The following is a 17,624-nucleotide window of genomic DNA, read 5'->3' on the forward strand; positions in this document are numbered from 1 at the left end:
CCGATTTCCAGCCTATTCTGGGCCAAAAACAAAAAAGCCTGCTACTGTTTTAGTAGCAGGCTTTCTTTATCTGACGCGGTGTTGGGTGGTAGGACGTACAAGATTCGAACTTGTGACCAACGGATTAAAAGTCCGCTGCTCTACCAACTGAGCTAACGTCCCAACCTGTCTATTTACATTTCTGTAAAGACTCAAATTATAGCCTGAATTTCAGGACTAAGAAGAAACCCCGGCAATTTTGTCGAGCACCCAGCCGGCCGCACATTGGCCAAAAGTCGCCGTCACCGCCACCACCGATCCATAGCCATGGCAGTTGAGCGATCCGTCACCCCCACTTTCCAGCGCACATGAAGCGTCGGGCGGCGCCACGGACTCACGGCTAAAAACGCAGGAGACACCGATTTTTTTACCGTCTCGTGCAGCACGGTGGTGTTTTCTGAGGCGGTAACGAAGCTGCGCCAACAGAGGGTCATGCGTCGTGGCAGACAGGTCATCGATATCCACCTTGTGGGCTTGGCGCTTGCCCCCTGCGGCACCTACCGAAATCAACAACTGCTTGTTGGCGAGGGCCCATGCAGCCATGGCTGTCTTCGCTCGCACTTGATCGCAGGCATCCACCACTGCAGACACTTTCACGCCGCCGAGCAGCTCCGGCCAGTTCTCAGGCTCGACAAAGTCTTCGATGCAATGAACCACGCAACCTGGATTGATCAGCGCGATCCGGTCACGCATGGCAAGCACCTTGGCTTGACCCACCGTGGTGGACACCGCATGGATTTGGCGGTTGATGTTGGACTCAGCCACATGGTCCAAGTCCACCAAGGTCAGTTGGCCGACACCACTGCGGGCCAAGGCCTCGGCCGTCCAGGAACCGACCCCGCCCACACCCACGACAACGACATGAGCATCACGGATGCGCTGAGCCCCGCCCACTCCGTACAGCCGCTCCAGACCGCCGAATCGGCGCTGGGTCACTTCGTCCGGCAGCTGCGTGACTTCGGCGGTATTTGACGCAGACAAAGAATTGGATGTCACTTCAAGCGCGCAAGTCGTTCTTTGGCAGCGGCGGCGGCTTCAGATTGCGGGTAAACGCGCACCAAATCTTCCAGCGTTTTTCGGGCTGCACGGTTGTCTTTGAGTTCCAACTGGCAATTGGCGATCGAGAGAGCCGCCTCGGGTGCACGTGCGTGCGAAGGCGCATCCGAAAGCAACTGCTTGAAATTGCCAATCGCTTCTTTGTACTCGCGCTGCGCATACTGCGCATTACCCAACCAAAAACGGGCAGATGGGCCATAACCGCTTCGGGGGTATTGACGCACGAAGGATGCGAAAGCCGTGTTGGCCTCGGCAAACTTGCCAGAACGGAAGACTGCCAGGGCGGCTTCGAAATCACGCTTTTCAGCAGGGTCCGCCTGGAACTCCTGTCCGTCCAGCGTCACCTTGACCGGCTCGAACTTGCTCAGCCTTTCGTCCACCCCTTGGGCGATGTCTTTTTGACGGCGCTGCAGGTCCGCAACGTCCCTGATGAGCTGCTCATTTTGGCCGCGCAATTTCGCCTGCTCCACCCGCAGCACCTCGATCTGGTTTTGCAGATCCAGCAGGATGCGGCGAAGTTGCTCGGTGTCTTGGCGGTGCTCGTCCGCTGCCTTTTGCTGGGCAGCCTGCATGGAATCCACACGCTGGCGAAGCTCCAGGATGGCACGACGTGCCTCACCGTCTTCAAAAATGGCTGCGTTGCTGGCCGAAGCAAAAAGCCCCGCCAGCACAAGGGCCAGCAGGGATTTCACGGGTTTGGCGATCACACCGGTGCGCATTAGCGGTACGACAGTTCAGCACGGCGATTTTTCGCGTGCACTTCTTCCGTGCCACCTTGGGCAGCAGGCTTTTCCTTGCCGAAGCTCACAGCTTCCACCTGTGCATCCGACACGCCCAGCAATGCCAGAGCACGACGAACGGCTTCTGCACGCTTTTGGCCCAGAGCCAGGTTGTATTCGCGGCCACCGCGCTCATCGGTGTGGCCTTCCACCATCAGTTTGCGGTTACCGCCAGCTTTGATGAAGCGGGCATGTGCCTCAATCAAAGATTGGAATTCTGGCTTGATGACATAGCTGTCGTAGTCAAAGTACACGATGCGGCTCACGCCCACCGGGCCAGCAGCATCGCGAGCCGACTGGCCCAGATCTACCCCGGCCACGCCGCTTTGGCTGGTGTTACCAGAGTTGGCACCGCTACCAGTGGTAGAGGTAGAGCCTGTTTTGTCTTCGACAGGCACATCGTCGAGCTTGACGCCAGAGCTGCAGCCTGCGGCAAGAAGTGCGACGAGGGAAAGGGCAAGGGTTGCGTGTTTGATCATCAAAAATCTCCAGAAATTACGGATTGCTAAAAAGAGTCAAAAGTTCATTGTTTTTGAAACGAGCCCCAGTCAGGCTCGCGAATGTCCCCTGCTTGTCCTGCCAGGCGTGCCTTGATTTTTCCGTCCAGCGTTGTCGTCATCAGAGCCTCACGCCCCTGCTGCTGAGTCGCGTACACCAGCAGTCGGCTGTTGGGTGCAAAGCTCGGATTCTCATCCGCTGTCGTGTCTGTAATGGCATTGACTGCGCCGGAAGCGAGATCCATGACGTGCAGCTTGAAGGCCCCGCCCACCCGAGAGATGAAGGCAAGCCACTTGCCATCGGGGCTGATGCTGGGGGAAATGTTGTAATTTCCAGAGAAGGTCACTCGCTCAGCACTACCGCCGCCAACGGGAACCCGATAAATCTGGGGAGCGCCACCACGATCGCTCACGAAGTAAATCGTGCGACCATCGCTCGAAAACACCGGCTCCGTGTCAATGCCAGAACTTTGCATAAGACGACGTGGCTCTCCTCCATTGGCGTCAATGGTGTAGAGCTGCGAGCCGCCGTCACGGCTGAGGGTGACCGCCAAAGTGCGGCCATCTGGAGCCCAGGCAGGAGCACTGTTGGAGCCGCGGAAATTCGCAATCAAACGGCGACGCCCCGTGGCCACATCGTGCACATACACCACGGGCTTGCGCGATTCGAAAGACACGTAAGCGATCTGCCCGCCGCTCGGAGACCACGCAGGCGAGATGATGGGCTCGGGGCTGGACAGCGCGGACTGGGCGTTCTCACCATCCGCATCCGCCACCCAGAGGCTGTAGCGAGAACCGGTCTTGGTCACGTAAGTGATGCGCGTGGAAAACACGCCTCGCTCGCCCGTGAGCTTTTCGTAAATGAAGTCGGCGATACGGTGCGCCACCAAGCGCAGATCGCCTTGGGTCACGACAAAGCTTTGCCCACCCAAATCCTGACCCCGAACCACGTCCCAGAGCCTGAAGCGCACGTCATACCGGCCATCGGCAATACGGGTGATGCTGCCGGTAGCCAGAGAATCGGCGCTTTTTTGCCGCCACATTGCCACGTCAGGGCGGGACGATTCGTCCAGCGCAGCGCCAGAAGCATCGATGGAGCGAAACTGACCACTGCGCTCCAAGTCTGCCTGAACAATTGCAGCAATCTTCTGGGGAGCCTGGGCATCGCCACGAAACGGAGCGATGGCAATCGGCAATTGCGTCAAGCCCACGCCGGTGACTTCGACACGAAACTGCGCCATGGCCGGCGCTACCGAGGTCGCGGCCAAGGCAGCCAGCACATTTCGGCGGTGATGGAGCGGCTTGGCCGCAGCGAGAATTTGGTGTGAGTGGTGTTCGATGGTCATTGGCGTTCAGAAATAGCCGAACTATCGCAGTCTGGCGGAAGACAACCTTCAATGTTACACACTGGAAAGCACCCCCTGTGACAAACTGTTCGGCATCCCTTACAGGGAAAGGCATTTTTTGCGACTTTCAGGCACCCATGGATTCCACGCGTCTTCCGGCGTGAACGGGGCCAGAGAACCTGCCAACAACGCGTAGTCCAAGCGTGCATGCAACTTTGGCGCACGCAGTTGTTGCTCTGCCCCGCCCACTTCAACCCGAAGTGCAATGCCGCAACCGTAGAATCCGCGTCACATGCAAGCAAATGAATCGCAAGGCGAGCAGCGCGCCACCTCCAGCCTTCCCTTGATGACCAGACTGGCCCGGCTGGCGGTCTACTTCGGGCACCAGCGGCTTGCATGGGGCTTGGCGATTGCCGCGACCTTGGTCGGCGCTGTGACCGAGCCCATGATTCCTGCCCTCTTGCAGCCGTTGCTGGACAAGGGATTCACCCAAGGCACCCTGCAGGTGTGGACGGTTCCTCTGGCCATCATGGGGGTCTTCCTGATCCGGGGCCTGGCTCAATTCATAGGCCAATACGCGCTGGCCAAGATTGCCAACGAGGGCATGCTCCTGTTGCGCAAGGCTCTGTTTGAGCGTGTGCTGGCAGCAGAAATGGGCCTGTTTGGCCGCCAATCGGCCAGTGCGCTTTCGAACACGGTGGTGTACGAGGTGCAGAACGGATCCAACCTGCTGGTGCAAGCGCTTCTGGGCCTCTCTCGGGATGGCTTCACATTGATTGCCCTGCTGGGATACCTGCTGTACCTGAACTGGCAACTGACGCTGATCGTGGCCGTGGTAGTGCCGGGCGTGGCCTGGATCATGAAAACCTTGTCACACCGTCTGTACAAGCTCACCAAATTCAGCCAGCAAGCCACCGATGAACTCGCCTACGTGGTGGAAGAAAACGTACTGGCCCACCGCATGGTGCGCCTGCACGGTGCCCAGCAAAGCCAGGCAAGCCGTTTCGGCGCGCTGAGCCAGAGCCTGCGACGCCTGGCGATCAAATCCACCATCGCCTCAGCTGCCATGACGCCGCTGACCCAATTGTTGGCCGCCGCAGCCTTGTCTGTGGTGATCTGCATTGCCCTGTGGCAAAGCCGTGGGGTGGTGGACTCCAAAGACGTCACGGTCGGCGGGTTTGTCTCGTTCATCACCGCGATGTTGATGCTGATTGCCCCCATCCGCCGGCTGGCTGATGTGGCCAACCCCATCACGCGTGGCGTTGCTGCGCTGGAACGAGGTTTATCGCTATTGGGTGACACCGGGGCAGAATCGGAAGGCACGCACACTGCCGACCGGGTGCGGGGAGAGATTGTGCTGAACCAGGTCAGCGTCTCTTTCGGCGCAGAACAGGCGCCAGCGCTCAACAACGTCAGCCTGCGTGTGGCACCGGGCGAGATCGTGGCGCTGGTGGGCCCCTCGGGCGCAGGCAAGACAACTCTGGTCAACCTGCTGCCACGTTTCGTCAACAGCAGCCAGGGCCAGATCACGCTCGACGGGCATGAGCTGAGCACCTGGAACCTGGCCTCCCTGCGCAGCCAATTTGCCATGGTGAGCCAGGACGTGGTGATGTTCAACGACACCATCGCGGCCAATGTGGCGCTGGGCAGCGCCATGGATGAAAAGCGGGTGCACGAGTGTCTGGCGGCAGCCAATCTGGCCGAGCACATTGCGGCGCTACCTCAGGGCATTCATACCGTGGCAGGCCACAATGCAGCGCAACTGTCTGGGGGGCAACGGCAACGTTTGGCCATTGCCCGTGCGCTGTATAAAAACGCTCCCATCCTGATACTGGACGAAGCGACTTCAGCGCTCGACACCGAATCCGAGCGCCTGGTTCAAGACGCCTTGCAGCGGCTGATGCAAGGAAGAACCACGCTGGTAATTGCCCACCGCCTCTCGACCATTGAGCATGCCGATCGCGTGGTCGTCATGGAGCGCGGGGCCATCGTGGAGCAAGGCACCCACGCGCAACTGATGGCTTCGGGTGGCCTCTACGCCCGCTTGCAAAGCCGTACGGGCACGCCCGCAGAGCTTTGATGGCGCGCCGCTACGCGCACCAGTAGCCGTCAATCACCAGGAGCCGGCGTTGGGCTGGCGCTTGCGAATCGCTGCGGAAAGCTGCGCAGCCAATTCGCTGCGGCTGACCCGCTGCGCAAAATTCACAGCGGTCAAACCCAGCTGGTTTTTCAGGGTGGGGTCCGCCCCTTCATCCAGCAATAACTTCACCATCTCTGCGGAGCCATACTGCGCGGCCATCATCAAAGGCGTGGTGCCATTGGGAGAAGCAGCGTCGATATAGGCATGGCTCTCCAGCAACAGCGCAGCAATGCGCAAATGCTGCTCAGTGCCACCAGACGCAGCGTAGTGCAGCGGCGCCCAGCCGGTCTTGTTGACATCTGCATCGCGAGCGATCAGCTTGCGCACCGCTTCCACATTGCCCTTGATGGCCGCCATCATCAGCGGGCTTTCGTCCTGCGCGTTGCGTGCTTCCACCTGCGTGTTGCGCGCGGCCAGCAAAGCGTCGAATGCTTTGTCGGACTCTTGTTTCAAGGCAATGACCAAACCCACCTGCCCTTTGGCATCGCGTGTGTTGGGATCGAAACCCCGGCGCAGCAAGGCGGTGATAGTGGCAGGGTCGTCGCGCAAAATGGCCGTGAAAAAATCTTCGTACGAGCCTGCCCAAGCCAGAGGGCTAACTACTGCGGCCCCTGCGGCCAACAGCACAGTGCGGCGATGGATCATGGCATCACCCCTTTGAACAGCGTTTCAAAGTTGCGGCTGGTGGCGTGTCCCACCTCTTCCACCGCAATGCCTTTGCACTGCGCCACCTGCTGGGCCACATAGGGCACAAAGGAAGGATTGTTGGTTTTCCCTCGGTACGGCACCGGCGCCAGATAGGGGCTGTCGGTCTCGATCAAGATTCGGTCCAGCGGAGTGAATGCCACCACGTCACGCAAGTCCTGCGCGTTCTTGAAGGTGATGATGCCGGAGAACGAGAGGTAGTACCCCAGGTCCAGCGCAGCCCGGGCCACCTGCATGGATTCCGTGAAGCAATGGAAGACACCGCCCGCGATGTTGCCTGCACCATCTTCCCCTTCTTCCCGAAGGATGGCCAATGTGTCGTCCGACGCACTGCGGGTGTGGATGATCAACGGTTTGGCGCAGGCGCGCGCCGCGCGGATATGGGTGCGGAAACGGTCGCGCTGCCACTCCAGATCAGCCACACTGCGCCCGCCCTTGCGGTCTTCCATGCCGTAATAGTCCAGGCCGGTTTCGCCAATCGCCACCACACGGGGCAACCCGGCCTTGGCCAGCAAGTCCTCCACAGAGGGCTCCTGCACGCCCTCGTTGTCGGGGTGCACGCCCACCGTGCTCCAGAAGTTGTCGTAGGCCAATGCCAGAGCGTGCACGTCACCAAACTCTTCCATGGTGGTGCAGATACAAAGGGCCCGGTCCACGCGGGCATCGGCCATCGCCTGGCGAATGGCCGGCATTTGGCTCACTAGTTCGGGAAACGAGAGATGACAGTGCGAGTCAATAAACATGCGGCATCAAAATAAAAAAGCCGACCAGCCAGCGCAGGTCGGCACAGGGCGCAACGGCGCCATCAAATGGTCTGGGTAGGACGCTCCGAGCCCAGGGCAGTTCCCAAGATTTCTTCGATCTTGAGCTTGAGCAGACGGGATTTTTCGTCTTTTGGAAACTGGATGCCCACCCCCTGGGTGCGATTGCCGGCCGCACGCGCTGGAGTCACCCACGCCACGCGCCCCGCCACCGGGTAGCGCTGGGTATCTTCGGGCAAGGTCAGCAGCACATAGACGTCGTCGCCCAGCTTGTAGTCGCGCTGGGTGGGGACAAAAATGCCACCTTCTACAAAAAAAGGAATGTACGCAGCATACAAAGCGCCCTTTTCCTTGATGGCCAGCTGCATGACGCTGGGACGGGGGGCATTGGACGGAGTGCTCATGGTCAGGAATGCGTTGGTTGTCTGGAGTGTAGGGTGTTTCGCGCCTGGGCGACAAGCGCTTCCAGCATGAGTCCAGCATTGAAGGGGTGGTCTGCCGTGCGTGCCTCCTTGGCCAGCGCCTTGGACCAGCGGGTGAGCGCGGCCAAGGGAGGAGGCTTGGGCAAGTCGGCCGCAGCGAAGTAGCGCGGCGCGGCTCCTACCGCCACGGCCAGCAAGTCATGGCAGAGCTTTTGCAAGGCCTCAATGGCCTGCGCGGGCGTCCAGTCGCCCAGCGCGGTGACATCACCACGCGCCACCGCCTGCGGCAGCGATGCCCAGGCCTGGGGGCTGCGCCCTGAACGGGCCACCGCCAGCGCATCATCAGGCCGCCCGCCCGCTGCACGCAAAAACGCGGTGGCCGCATCGGCGGCAACGCCTTTCGATTGCAGCCACTGCAACATATCGGCCTGCGCAGGCCACGTCATGGTATGGCCCAGGCAACGGCTGCGAATGGTGGGCAGCAACTGGTGCGCAGCCTCGCTGGCCAGCACAAAACGCACGTCGCCCGGCGGCTCTTCCAGCGTCTTGAGCAGCGCATTGGCCGTGACGTGGTTCATCTGCTCTGCGGGGTAAACCAGCACCGCCTTGCCGCGCCCTCGGGCAGAGGTACGCTGTGAAAACTCCACCGCATCGCGCATGGCTTCCACGCGAATTTCGCGGCTGGGTTTGCGCTTCTTGTCGTCGATTTCGGCCTGGGCTTTTTCCGACAAGGGCCAGCCCAGCTCCATCATCTGCACTTCGGGCATCAGCACGCACAGATCCGCATGGGTGCGCACCTCGATGGCGTGGCAACTGGCGCACTGGCCGCACGCTCCGTGCGGGGTGGGTGCATCGCACAGCCAGGCGCGCACCAGCTCCAGGCCCAGGGCGTACTGCCCCATGCCTGAAGGGCCTTGCAGCAACCACGCGTGGCCACGTTGCGCGAGCAAGGTGGTGCGCTGCGCCGCAATCCACGGCGCCAGTGCGGGGGACTCGCTGGAAGGCAGATTGCTCACGCGACGGCTCCTGGCGTGGGCACCATGATGGACAACCACCCCTTGCGCACAAACACGCTGGTGAGCTGCTGCCAAACACGGTGGCGGTCCTGTGCGGCATCGATGCGGGCGAAGCGCTGGGGCGCGGCAGCCGCCCGGTCGGCATAGCCCTGGGCTACGCGCCGGAAGAACTCCACGGGCTGGGACTCGAACCGGTCAGGCACACGCGCACCTGCCAGCCGCTCGGCCGCTACTTCGGGGGCCAAATCAAACCACACGGTCAAATCGGGTTCACGCATCAAATCAGGCTCTGGCGCAACACCAGTCTGCGCCATGCGCTCCAAAATCGATAGCAAATTCGTATCAAACCCGCGCCCAGCGCCTTGGTAGGCAAAAGTGGCATCGGTGAAGCGGTCGCACAGCACCACATCGCCGCGCGCCAGGGCCGGTTCAATCACCTGGCACAAATGGTCGCGCCGGGCGGCGAAGATCAACAGGGCTTCGGTCAGCGCATCCATGGGGTCATTCAACACCAGCTCGCGCAGCTTTTCGGCCAGCGGGGTGCCGCCGGGCTCGCGGCTGAGCGTAACGTTGCGCCCCTGGGCCCGAAAGGCTTGTGCCAGGCCGTCGATGTGCGAGGACTTGCCTGCACCGTCGATGCCTTCAAACGAGATGAATAAGCCAGAACGTGACATGGAACCCTTCAGTGTTGAGGCCGTGCCCCATCAAGTCGATCAACCGCCATCTACCGCATGCACGCCAGTTACTGCGATTGCCCCCGCTGGTAGCGATTCACCGCGCGATTGTGTTCGTCCAGACTGGTGCTGAAATGGCTGGAGCCATCGCCCTTGGCCACAAAGTACAGCGCACGGGTGGACGCTGGCTGCACCGCGGCCAACAGAGCCGCCTTGCCCGGCATGGCGATGGGCGTGGGCGGCAAGCCGGGACGGGTGTAGGTGTTCCAGGGCGTGTCGGTCTGCAGGTCACGGCGGCGCAGGTTGCCGTCAAACTTCTCGCCCAGGCCGTAGATGACGGTGGGGTCGGTCTGCAGCAGCATGCCCACCCGCAGGCGGTTGGCAAACACCCCGGCAATTTGCGCCCGGTCGCTGGCCCGGCCGGTTTCTTTTTCAACAATGCTGGCCAGAATCAGCGCCTCGTCGGGTGACTTCAGCGGCACGTCCGACGCCCGTGCAGCCCATGCGGCCTCCAACCGGCGGTCCATGGCGTGCAAGGCACGGCGCAGCAGCGCCAGGTCGCTCGAACCCTTGGCATACGAATAGGTGTCAGGAAAAAACCGCCCTTCCGGATGCACACCCGGGCGGCCCAGCTGGGCCATGATTTGCTCAGCCGTCAGCTGCGCCGTGTCTTGTTTGATCTGATCTTCCTTGGCCAGCGCCTGGCGCACCTGCCGGAAGGTCCAGCCCTCCACCAGAGTCAAGGTCCGCAAGGCCTCCTCGCCGCGCACCAGCATGCGCAGCAAACTGCGTGGCGTGGTGCCTGCCGGAATCTCGTAGTTGCCCGCCTTGATCAGGCGGTCTTGGCCAGACAGGCGAAACCAGGCGTAGAGCAGCTGCGCGTTGGTCTGCGCACCCGCAGCCACCACATCACGGGCCACGCCGCGCGGGGTGGAGCCGGGCTCAATCGCCAGCTCTAGCGGCTCGGCACCTGTGGCCAGGGGCTCGTGCAACCACCATGCGGCAGCGGCGCCGCTGGCGATCAATAAAACAAACACCCATGCCAGTAAACGTCGCACAACCCTGCTGCCTGTGTGAAAAGGAGGGGGCATCATAATTCAGCCATGACGCAGCTTTTGAACGGTATTGCCCCCCTGTCCCACCTCGGCGTGATTCGCGTGGAAGGCGAAGACGCCGCGAAATTCCTTCACGGCCAGTTGACGCAGGACTTTGCGCTGCTGGACATGCAGCACGCCCGGCTGGCGGCTTTTTTGTCGGCCAAGGGCCGAATGCAAGCCAGCTTCATCGGCTTCAAGCGCAGCGCCACCGAAGTGCTGCTGGTCTGCAGCCTGGACTTGCTCGCACCCACGCTCAAGCGCCTGTCGATGTTTGTGCTGCGCGCCAAGGCCAAGCTCAGCGATGCGACGGCGGACTTCGCACTCTACGGGCTGGCGGGTGACACTATCAAAACCATAGCTGGCAGCGCTTTACCTGCTTGGTCCAAGGCCGATTTTGATCAAAACACGATCATCCACCTCTACCCGGCCGCAGGCCAGCCGCGCGCGCTGTGGATCGCCCCCCAGGGCAGCCCCGCACCCCAGGGCCCGCAGCTGGACCCGTCAATCTGGCTGTGGAGCGAGGTGCAAAGCGGTGTTGCCACGCTCACGGCACCGCTGGTGGATGCGTTTGTGCCGCAAATGCTCAACTACGAATCGGTGGGCGGTGTGAACTTCAAGAAGGGCTGCTACCCCGGCCAGGAAGTGGTGGCGCGCAGCCAGTTCCGGGGCACACTCAAGCGCCGTACCTATCTGGCGCACGCCAGCAGCGACATCGCCGTAGGCAGCGAAGTCTTTGCCGCCGACGACCTGGAGCAGCCTTGCGGCACGGTGGTGCAGACTGCGCCTTCGCCGCAAGGGGGCGTGGATGCGCTGGTCTCGCTGCAGATTGCTGCCACCGAACAACCGTTGCAGGTGGGCGCAGCCGGCGGCGTGGCATTGCAGTTGCAAGCCCTGCCGTACCCGCTGCTGGAAGATATTTAAGAGTCTGCCTGCACAACCCCTGCAAGGGCGCCAGCAGGCTTGGCGCTCAAAGCGCCTGGGTCATCAGCACATGGGCCAGCCCGGCCTCCTCATAGGGCGCACCCGCCACCGTGAACCCCGCCCGCTCATAGAACCCTTGTGCGCTGCACTGCGCGTGCAGTTGCACCTGCGTGTCACCCCGGGCGCGCGCGGCCTCTAGCAAGGCAGCCAGCAGCACACGGCCCCACTGGGCACCGCGCACGGACCGGTCTACCGCCATGCGCCCAATGCGGCCCACGCCCGGTGCTTGCTGCAGCAGCCGCCCCGTAGCCACAGGCTGCCCCAGTCGGTTGTAGAGCACCGCGTGGCGCGCGCTGGCATCCAGCGCGTCTGCTTCCACATCGGCGGGTATGCCCTGTTCGCGCACAAACACCGCCGTGCGCAGGCGGGCGGCATCGCGGCCCAGCGTATTCCAGTCACCCGTGCGCACTTCGACCATCTCGGCACCGGCCTCGTACCCCTCCAGCATGGCCCGTAGCGCGGCAGGCACGGGGGTGGATGTCTGGGTGGCGGGGTCTGCAAACACGTAAATCAGTTCGCCAGTGACCAGCAGCCGGTCGCCACAGAAAATGGGCGCTTCAAACGCACAGGACGAGTTGCCAATGCGCGCGCAGCGCAACCCCACGTCCAGCGTGTCGTCCAGCTTGGCCGAGGCGTGGTATTCCACCGTGGCCTTTTTCACATACATCTCGCCGCCCAGGATGTGCATGCTGGCCTCATACGGCAGCGCCAGCGCGCGCCAGTATTCCGACATGGCGGTGTCGATGTACATGAGGTAGTGGGCGTTGAACACGATTTTCTGCATGTCCACTTCGGCCCAGCGCACGCGCAGGCGGTGCATACAACGGAAGTTCTGGCGTTGCATTCGGTATCACTCCATTCCAAAGGCTTGGCGCAGCGCGCGGGCTGCGTCGGCGTGGGCTTTCAATGCCTCGGGCACGGCACGTCCCATCTTGATGAATTCATGCGTCACGCCACGGTAGATTTCCAGATCGACCGCCACACCGCTGGCGCGCAATTTGTCGGCATAGTCCACGCCTTCGTCCACCAGCGGGTCACACTCGGCCAGGCCGATCCACGCAGGGGCCACGCCTTCGACATCGGGCGCGTGCAGGGGGGCAAACCGCCAGTCCTCCCGCTCGGCCCGGCTTTGCACATAGTGCCCAAAGAACCAGCTGATGGCGGGCTCTTCCAGCACCAGGCCGCGCGAGTAGGTGGCGTGGGAGGGAGTGTCCTGGTGCGCCGCGCAGCCTGGATAAAACAGCAGCTGCAAAGCCAGCGGCAGGCCCGCATCGCGCGCCAGGATGGCGTTGACTGCCGCCAGGGTGCCCCCGGCGCTGTCGCCCCCCACCGCCAGTCGGGCGGGGTCTGCGCCCAGCGTGGCGGCGTGCTGGGCCAGCCAGGCCAGCGCGTCCCACGCGTCATTGCTGGCTGTGGGGAACCGGTGCTCCGGCGCCAGCCGGTATTCCAGCGACACCACCATCGCCCCCGAAAGGCGCGCCAGCTCGCGGCAAAGCACATCATGCGTGGCAATGCTGCCAATGGTGAAGCCGCCGCCGTGCAGGTACAGCAGCAGCGGCAGCGCGGCGCCCCCCGCCTCGACAGGTGCGTAGAGCCGCGCAGGCATACGGTAGCCGTCGCGCGCGGGGATGTGAAAGTCTTCCACCCTGGGCAGTGCCGCCTTGGGCACTTCCAGCACACCGGCACCGGCCTCGTAGGCCTTGCGCGCATCTTCGGGGGTGCGCGTGTGCAGCGGCGGGTGCCCAGCGCGGGCCATGCCTTGCAGCACGCCGCGCATTTGCGGCGTCAGGCGGGTGTGGTGGATGTGCAAATCGGTCAAAACACAAAGCTCCGTGGGTTGCGGTCGAAAAATTGGGGTAGCGCCTACTTGAAGCTCACCCGCACAGGCTCGGCCCCTGGCAGGCCTTCAAATGTGGCCGTGACCGACAGGCCTGCCTTGGGTGGCAGCAGGGGCGAGAAAGAGCCTAGGCTGATCAAGTCGCCCGGCTGCATCGCCAGCCCTTCTTGCGCCAGGGCTTGCGCCAGCCACACCACGGCGTTGAGTGGGTGCTCCAGAATGTCGCTGCCCTTGCCGCCACCCAGCCGGGTGCCAGCGCCATCGGTCAGGCTGACCTGCATGTCGGCCAGAGCCTGCAGGAACGCGTAGCGCTCTGCACGGTAGGCTGGCACGGCCAGCGGCGCACCGGCAACGCCCAGACGAGCGCCCACATTGATGGCGCTGACGCCAGCGCCGTTGAGCTTGGGCGGCGCCTGCACCAGCAGGTCGGGCAGCTCAATGAACGGAATGACCTGGTCAATCGACTCCAACACCTGCAGGGGCGTCTTGGCCTGGTTGATCTGGGCGCTTTTCACGCGCACCAGCATGTCGGCCTCGAACAGTGGGCGGGCACCAAAGCCTGCCTCTACCGCCGCGCCGTTGGCCAGCACCATGCCTTCGTACAGCTTGCCCCAAACGGGCTTGTCGGTGTTGAAGCGCTTTTGCACCGCAGGGTTGGTCAGCCCGGCCTTGTAGCCCACCACCTTGCCAAAGCGCTGCGCGAGCAGGCTGTTGACCTTGGCGCGGGTGCAGGCGCCGTCAGCGTCTGACAAGCCTTCGATGTTGGCGGCGGGCTTTTTGGCCAGGTAATTGGCGACCAGGTCAGACACCTGTGCATCGCTCAGGCACTGGGCGCTGGCGCTTGTCGCGCAAGTGACGGCCAGCAAAACAGTCATCAGGGTTTGCTTCGTAGGCATGTGCGTCTCCTCCTTATAAAGTGGGCCTTTGCGGGCTGGCGGCTATCGTAATCGCTGGCGTTCTTCTTCACATCCATCTCACACCATGGCTTTCATCAACTACGTGACCCAGATCCAGTTCGAGTTTGGCGCGGTGCAACTGCTGCGCCAGGAATGCGATCGGGTCGGCATCACCCGCCCCCTGATCGTGACCGACCCCGGCGTGAAAGCCGCCGGGGTGCTGCAAAAAGCGCTGGACGCCCTGCCCGGCCTGCCGCTGGCCGTTTTCGACCAGACGCCGGCCAACCCCACCGAAGCCGCCGTGCGCGCGGCCGTGGCGGTGTACCAGGCCCAGGGCTGCGATGGCCTGATTGCCGTGGGTGGCGGTTCGGCCATCGATTGCGCCAAGGGCATTGCCATTGCGGCCACCCACGAAGGCCCCCTCACCCACTACGCCACGATTGAAGGCGGCTCACCCCGCATCAGCGAGCGCACGGCACCGGTCATTGCCGTGCCCACCACCAGCGGCACGGGCAGCGAGGTGGCGCGCGGCGCCATCATCATCGTGGACGACCACCGCAAGCTGGGCTTTCACTCGTGGAACCTGGTGCCCAAGGCCGCCATTTGCGACCCCGAACTCACGCTGGGTCTGCCCCCCATGCTCACGGCCGCCACGGGCATGGACGCCATTGCGCACTGCATGGAAACCTTCATGTCTGCCGCCTTCAACCCACCTGCCGATGGCATTGCACTGGACGGACTGGAACGCGGCTGGGCTGCCATCGAAAAAGCCACCCGCAACGGCAGTGACCGCGAAGCACGCCTGAACATGATGAGCGCCAGCATGCAAGGGGCCATGGCCTTCCAGAAAGGGCTGGGGGCTGTGCATTCGCTCAGCCACAGCCTGGGCGGCGTGAACCCGCGCCTGCACCACGGCACGCTCAACGCCATGTTCTTGCCTGCGGTGGTGCGGTTCAACGCGCAGGCAGAGTCGGTGCAGAAAGAGCGCCGCCTGGAGCGCATGGCCCACGCCATGGGTTTGGCGTCCGCCAGCGACATCCCCGAGGCGATTCGCGACATGAATGCGCGCCTGGGCCTGCCCACGGGCCTGGCGGCCATGGGTGTCACGCCCGACGTGTTTGACGATGTCATCAAAGGCGCCATGGCCGACCACTGCCACAAGACCAACCCGCGCGTTGCCACGCCTGAGCAATACCGGGAAATGCTGCACCAGAGCCTGTAAGAACGTACTGCCCTACGGCTGTGCCCGCCAAGCCCGCCCTACAACCGGTGCACCGCCCCCATGTCGGGCCGCTGCAGCCACTGGGCCAGCTCATCAGCCAGTTGCTGGGCTGCCCCCGTGGCAGCCAGCCAGGCCTTGCTGCGCGCGGCGGTGTCGGGCCCGTAGTGGGTGAAATCCTGGCGGTCGGGCAGCTTGGCGTTGGGCAAGGTCTTCACCCATTGCGGATCGGGCGACAGCACCACCATCGAGTCGAGCGCAGGGGTGGCTTTGTGGCGCCAGCGCAGCGCCTTGTCCAGCCAACCCGGAACTACCTGGTGCTGAAAGTGCGGGTACAGCACCAGGCCTGCGCCCTGCGATGCTTCGGAGCTATTCACGGCAGATTGAGAGTCAAATCGGCCTGCAGCGCTTTCTGAATAAGCGCCAGCAGCTATGTTATTGATAGCAACCTGCGGCTGATGGTAGGCCAGATGCATGTGGTAGTCGGTCAGCCCGCCATCCCAGTAGGCGCCGGGCGGAGCCCCCTCAATGTGGTGCACCGCCTGCAACACGAACGGAATGGAGCAGCTCGCCTGCAAGGCGTTCATGAAGTTGGCAGGCGTGAGGCGCACCTGCCGGGTGCGAAAGTCGTGCGTGCCGAATGGAAGCGGTGCGGGCAGCAGTGCGCCCGCAGGCCTACCCCCCAAGGGCGAGGAGAACACCACCCGCTCCAGCCAGGCGCCCAGTGCCTTGCGGTGCATCGTGTTGCTGAAAAATGCGCCCAGGTAGCCCAGCGGCGTAGCCACCGGGTGTTCCCGCCCCAGCACATGGCGGCCACGCGCTGCAATCACATGCAGGTGGTAGCGGGGGTGCTGCAGCACCTCGTCCACCCGTCCGGCATAAAAGCTTTGCAGGTTTTGCCCAAACTGCTCGCTCACCTGCGATGCGGGGGGGCGCTTCTTGCCCGGGGGCACCTCGTAGTGCTGGCGCACGTAGGCGTCTTCCAGGCGCTGCAGGGCAGCCACCGGGTCATTGAGACAAGCGGTGGCCATGCGCCACGCGCCAATCGACGCACCCACCAGGTGCACCGGCTGGGCAGATTGCGGCAACCACTGGCCAAACAAAAACCGGTCAAGCGGCCCCAGGATGAGCCCCTTGGGCCCACCGGCTGCGGCGGGCACCACCCCGACATCAGACGGCTGCAGGCCGCGCTGGGCCAGGTGTTGGTAGGCCAGTGGGCCAGCGTGGATTCGCAGTGCTTTCATCGCGCCGATTGTCGCAGCGCAGCAGCCCGCGCGCGGCGGGCGCGAGCGTCAGACCAGGTAGTCTGCGGCGTCGGGGCGCACCGTCCAGTCGATGGGGTCTTGCTGCAGCACCATGTCAATGTCCAGGCCCAGCATCAGGCCGATCTCGCCCGGAAAAGTCACCGCCAGTTCGCGCTCAGAGAGCCCTGCCTCGCGGCCGCGTACGCGCCACGCAGCCAGGTGGATCACTCCGGCCAGGGGCTCGTAAGCCGTGTTCTCAAAAGGCGCAGCCTGGTACTGCAAGGCATCCACCACCACCTGGGGCAGCAGCCAGCGCTGGGCCAGCGCCGCAGAAACATGGCTGTAGCTGTAGCCCAGGATGCGTTGCTCGATCTTGCCCCGGCGCATGTCCAGCGGTAGCACCAAGGTGTTCATCGACTGCGCCTTTTGCGGGTTGCCTAGGTGAATGAGCAATTCACCCAAACCATGCAGCAAGCCAGCGGTATACGCGGCCGTGGGGTTCTGGAACACCACCCCAGCCAGTGAGCGAGCTAGCTTGGCGGTGTGCAGGCTGTAGCGCCAGAACTGCTGCAGGTTGATACCCTGCACCGCACGGGCCGCCGTGCCCAGCGTGGCAGACGACACCAGCGTTTGCAGCGGGGCGCTGCCCAGCAGCACCAGGGCTTCAGAAATGCCCGCCACCTGGCGGGTCAGCTGGTGCGCAGGTGCGTTGGCCAGCTCCAGCAGGCGTGCGGCGAGCACCGGGTCTGAACCAAAGAGCAGGTTCAGCCGACGCAAACTGGGCTCGCGCTGCGCCAGCTCGTTCATCAGCAACGCCACCGTGCGCGGCAGGCTTGGCAGCGCCGCGGGTTGGCCTAGCAGTGCGTTCAGCTCCATGGTTCAGGGGGCGCGTCGGTGGTGGTTGCGGCGATTATG

18 protein-coding genes and 1 tRNA gene are annotated in these 17,624 nt (G+C 63.2%); 3 read left to right on the forward strand and 16 right to left on the reverse strand.

Going from position 1 to position 17,624, the window contains the following annotated elements:
* Positions 1–86: 86 nt before the first annotated feature.
* The 5 genes from IHV84_RS02880 to tolB all read right to left on the reverse strand — a co-directional run bounded on the left by IHV84_RS02880 (position 87) and on the right by tolB (position 3,717).
* Positions 87–162, reverse strand: a tRNA-Lys gene (locus IHV84_RS02880).
* 54 nt (positions 163–216) lie between these two features.
* Positions 217–1,020 (reverse strand): ThiF family adenylyltransferase, encoded by an 804-nt coding sequence (locus IHV84_RS02885; protein WP_233099677.1) that lies wholly within the window; start codon positions 1,018–1,020, stop codon positions 217–219.
* Positions 1,021–1,031: 11 nt separating this feature from the next.
* The gene (ybgF, locus tag IHV84_RS02890) at positions 1,032–1,814 is read right to left on the reverse strand and encodes a tol-pal system protein YbgF (RefSeq protein WP_198845731.1); all 783 of its coding nucleotides are present in this window, start codon (positions 1,812–1,814) and stop codon (positions 1,032–1,034) included.
* Positions 1,814–2,353 (reverse strand): peptidoglycan-associated lipoprotein Pal, encoded by a 540-nt coding sequence (gene pal / locus IHV84_RS02895; protein ID WP_044394630.1) that lies wholly within the window; start codon positions 2,351–2,353, stop codon positions 1,814–1,816. Before pal ends, ybgF begins: the two co-directional genes overlap by 1 nt.
* A gap of 44 nt (positions 2,354–2,397) precedes the next feature.
* On the reverse strand, positions 2,398–3,717 hold the full coding sequence (gene tolB / locus IHV84_RS02900) for a Tol-Pal system beta propeller repeat protein TolB (RefSeq protein WP_198845732.1): 1,320 nt from the start codon (positions 3,715–3,717) through the stop codon (positions 2,398–2,400).
* A gap of 292 nt (positions 3,718–4,009) precedes the next feature.
* On the opposite strand from tolB, the gene msbA reads away from it, so the two are divergent.
* Positions 4,010–5,797: a lipid A export permease/ATP-binding protein MsbA gene (msbA, locus tag IHV84_RS02905; RefSeq protein WP_198845733.1), complete on the forward strand. Its 1,788-nt coding sequence runs from the start codon at positions 4,010–4,012 to the stop codon at positions 5,795–5,797.
* A gap of 33 nt (positions 5,798–5,830) precedes the next feature.
* On the opposite strand, the gene IHV84_RS02910 is transcribed toward msbA, so the two are convergent.
* The 6 genes from IHV84_RS02910 to mltG all read right to left on the reverse strand — a co-directional run bounded on the left by IHV84_RS02910 (position 5,831) and on the right by mltG (position 10,493).
* Entirely contained in the window at positions 5,831–6,502 is a 672-nt protein-coding gene (locus IHV84_RS02910; protein WP_198845734.1) for an ankyrin repeat domain-containing protein, read from the reverse strand.
* The gene (locus IHV84_RS02915) at positions 6,499–7,305 is read right to left on the reverse strand and encodes a TatD family hydrolase (protein ID WP_198845735.1); all 807 of its coding nucleotides are present in this window, start codon (positions 7,303–7,305) and stop codon (positions 6,499–6,501) included. Before IHV84_RS02915 ends, IHV84_RS02910 begins: the two co-directional genes overlap by 4 nt.
* 62 nt (positions 7,306–7,367) lie before the next feature.
* A complete protein-coding gene (locus tag IHV84_RS02920; RefSeq protein ID WP_044394620.1) occupies positions 7,368–7,727 on the reverse strand; it encodes a PilZ domain-containing protein in 360 nt (119 codons plus the stop codon).
* Between the two features lie 2 nt (positions 7,728–7,729).
* Positions 7,730–8,761: a DNA polymerase III subunit delta' gene (locus IHV84_RS02925; protein ID WP_370541166.1), complete on the reverse strand. Its 1,032-nt coding sequence runs from the start codon at positions 8,759–8,761 to the stop codon at positions 7,730–7,732.
* A complete protein-coding gene (gene tmk, locus IHV84_RS02930; protein ID WP_044394618.1) occupies positions 8,758–9,435 on the reverse strand; it encodes a dTMP kinase in 678 nt (225 codons plus the stop codon). The genes IHV84_RS02925 and tmk overlap by 4 nt, the downstream gene beginning before the upstream one ends.
* A 68-nt stretch (positions 9,436–9,503) precedes the next feature.
* Positions 9,504–10,493, reverse strand: coding sequence for an endolytic transglycosylase MltG (gene mltG / locus IHV84_RS02935; RefSeq protein ID WP_370541167.1), 990 nt, complete (start codon positions 10,491–10,493; stop codon positions 9,504–9,506).
* Between the two features lie 45 nt (positions 10,494–10,538).
* On the opposite strand from mltG, the gene IHV84_RS02940 reads away from it, so the two are divergent.
* Entirely contained in the window at positions 10,539–11,453 is a 915-nt protein-coding gene (locus IHV84_RS02940) for a folate-binding protein YgfZ (protein WP_142080674.1), read from the forward strand.
* Positions 11,454–11,499: 46 nt separating this feature from the next.
* Here IHV84_RS02940 and IHV84_RS02945 read toward each other — a convergent pair whose 3' ends face one another.
* From IHV84_RS02945 to IHV84_RS02955, 3 genes are all read right to left on the reverse strand, one after another.
* Complete coding sequence (locus IHV84_RS02945) at positions 11,500–12,357, reverse strand: YbgC/FadM family acyl-CoA thioesterase (RefSeq protein WP_198845737.1); 858 nt, start codon at positions 12,355–12,357, stop codon at positions 11,500–11,502.
* A 6-nt stretch (positions 12,358–12,363) separates the two neighbouring features.
* Positions 12,364–13,290 carry an alpha/beta hydrolase gene (locus IHV84_RS02950; RefSeq protein WP_198845770.1) on the reverse strand — a complete coding sequence of 309 codons (927 nt, stop codon included), beginning with the start codon at positions 13,288–13,290 and terminating at the stop codon, positions 12,364–12,366.
* 86 nt (positions 13,291–13,376) lie between these two features.
* Positions 13,377–14,246, reverse strand: coding sequence for a 2-keto-4-pentenoate hydratase (locus IHV84_RS02955; RefSeq protein ID WP_198845738.1), 870 nt, complete (start codon positions 14,244–14,246; stop codon positions 13,377–13,379).
* A gap of 85 nt (positions 14,247–14,331) precedes the next feature.
* Here IHV84_RS02955 and IHV84_RS02960 point away from each other — a divergent pair, with 85 nt between their 5' ends.
* Positions 14,332–15,468 (forward strand): iron-containing alcohol dehydrogenase, encoded by a 1,137-nt coding sequence (locus IHV84_RS02960; protein ID WP_198845739.1) that lies wholly within the window; start codon positions 14,332–14,334, stop codon positions 15,466–15,468.
* Between the two features lie 38 nt (positions 15,469–15,506).
* On the opposite strand, the gene IHV84_RS02965 is transcribed toward IHV84_RS02960, so the two are convergent.
* On the reverse strand, positions 15,507–16,709 hold the full coding sequence (locus IHV84_RS02965; protein WP_198845740.1) for a patatin-like phospholipase family protein: 1,203 nt from the start codon (positions 16,707–16,709) through the stop codon (positions 15,507–15,509).
* A 48-nt stretch (positions 16,710–16,757) separates the two neighbouring features.
* Positions 16,758–17,585: an HDOD domain-containing protein gene (locus IHV84_RS02970; protein ID WP_198845741.1), complete on the reverse strand. Its 828-nt coding sequence runs from the start codon at positions 17,583–17,585 to the stop codon at positions 16,758–16,760.
* Positions 17,586–17,624: the final 39 nt, after the last annotated feature.

Origin of the sequence: Acidovorax sp. IB03 (assembly GCF_016406015.1) — a bacterium.
Classification (GTDB): Bacteria; Pseudomonadota; Gammaproteobacteria; order Burkholderiales; family Burkholderiaceae_C; genus Acidovorax; species Acidovorax temperans.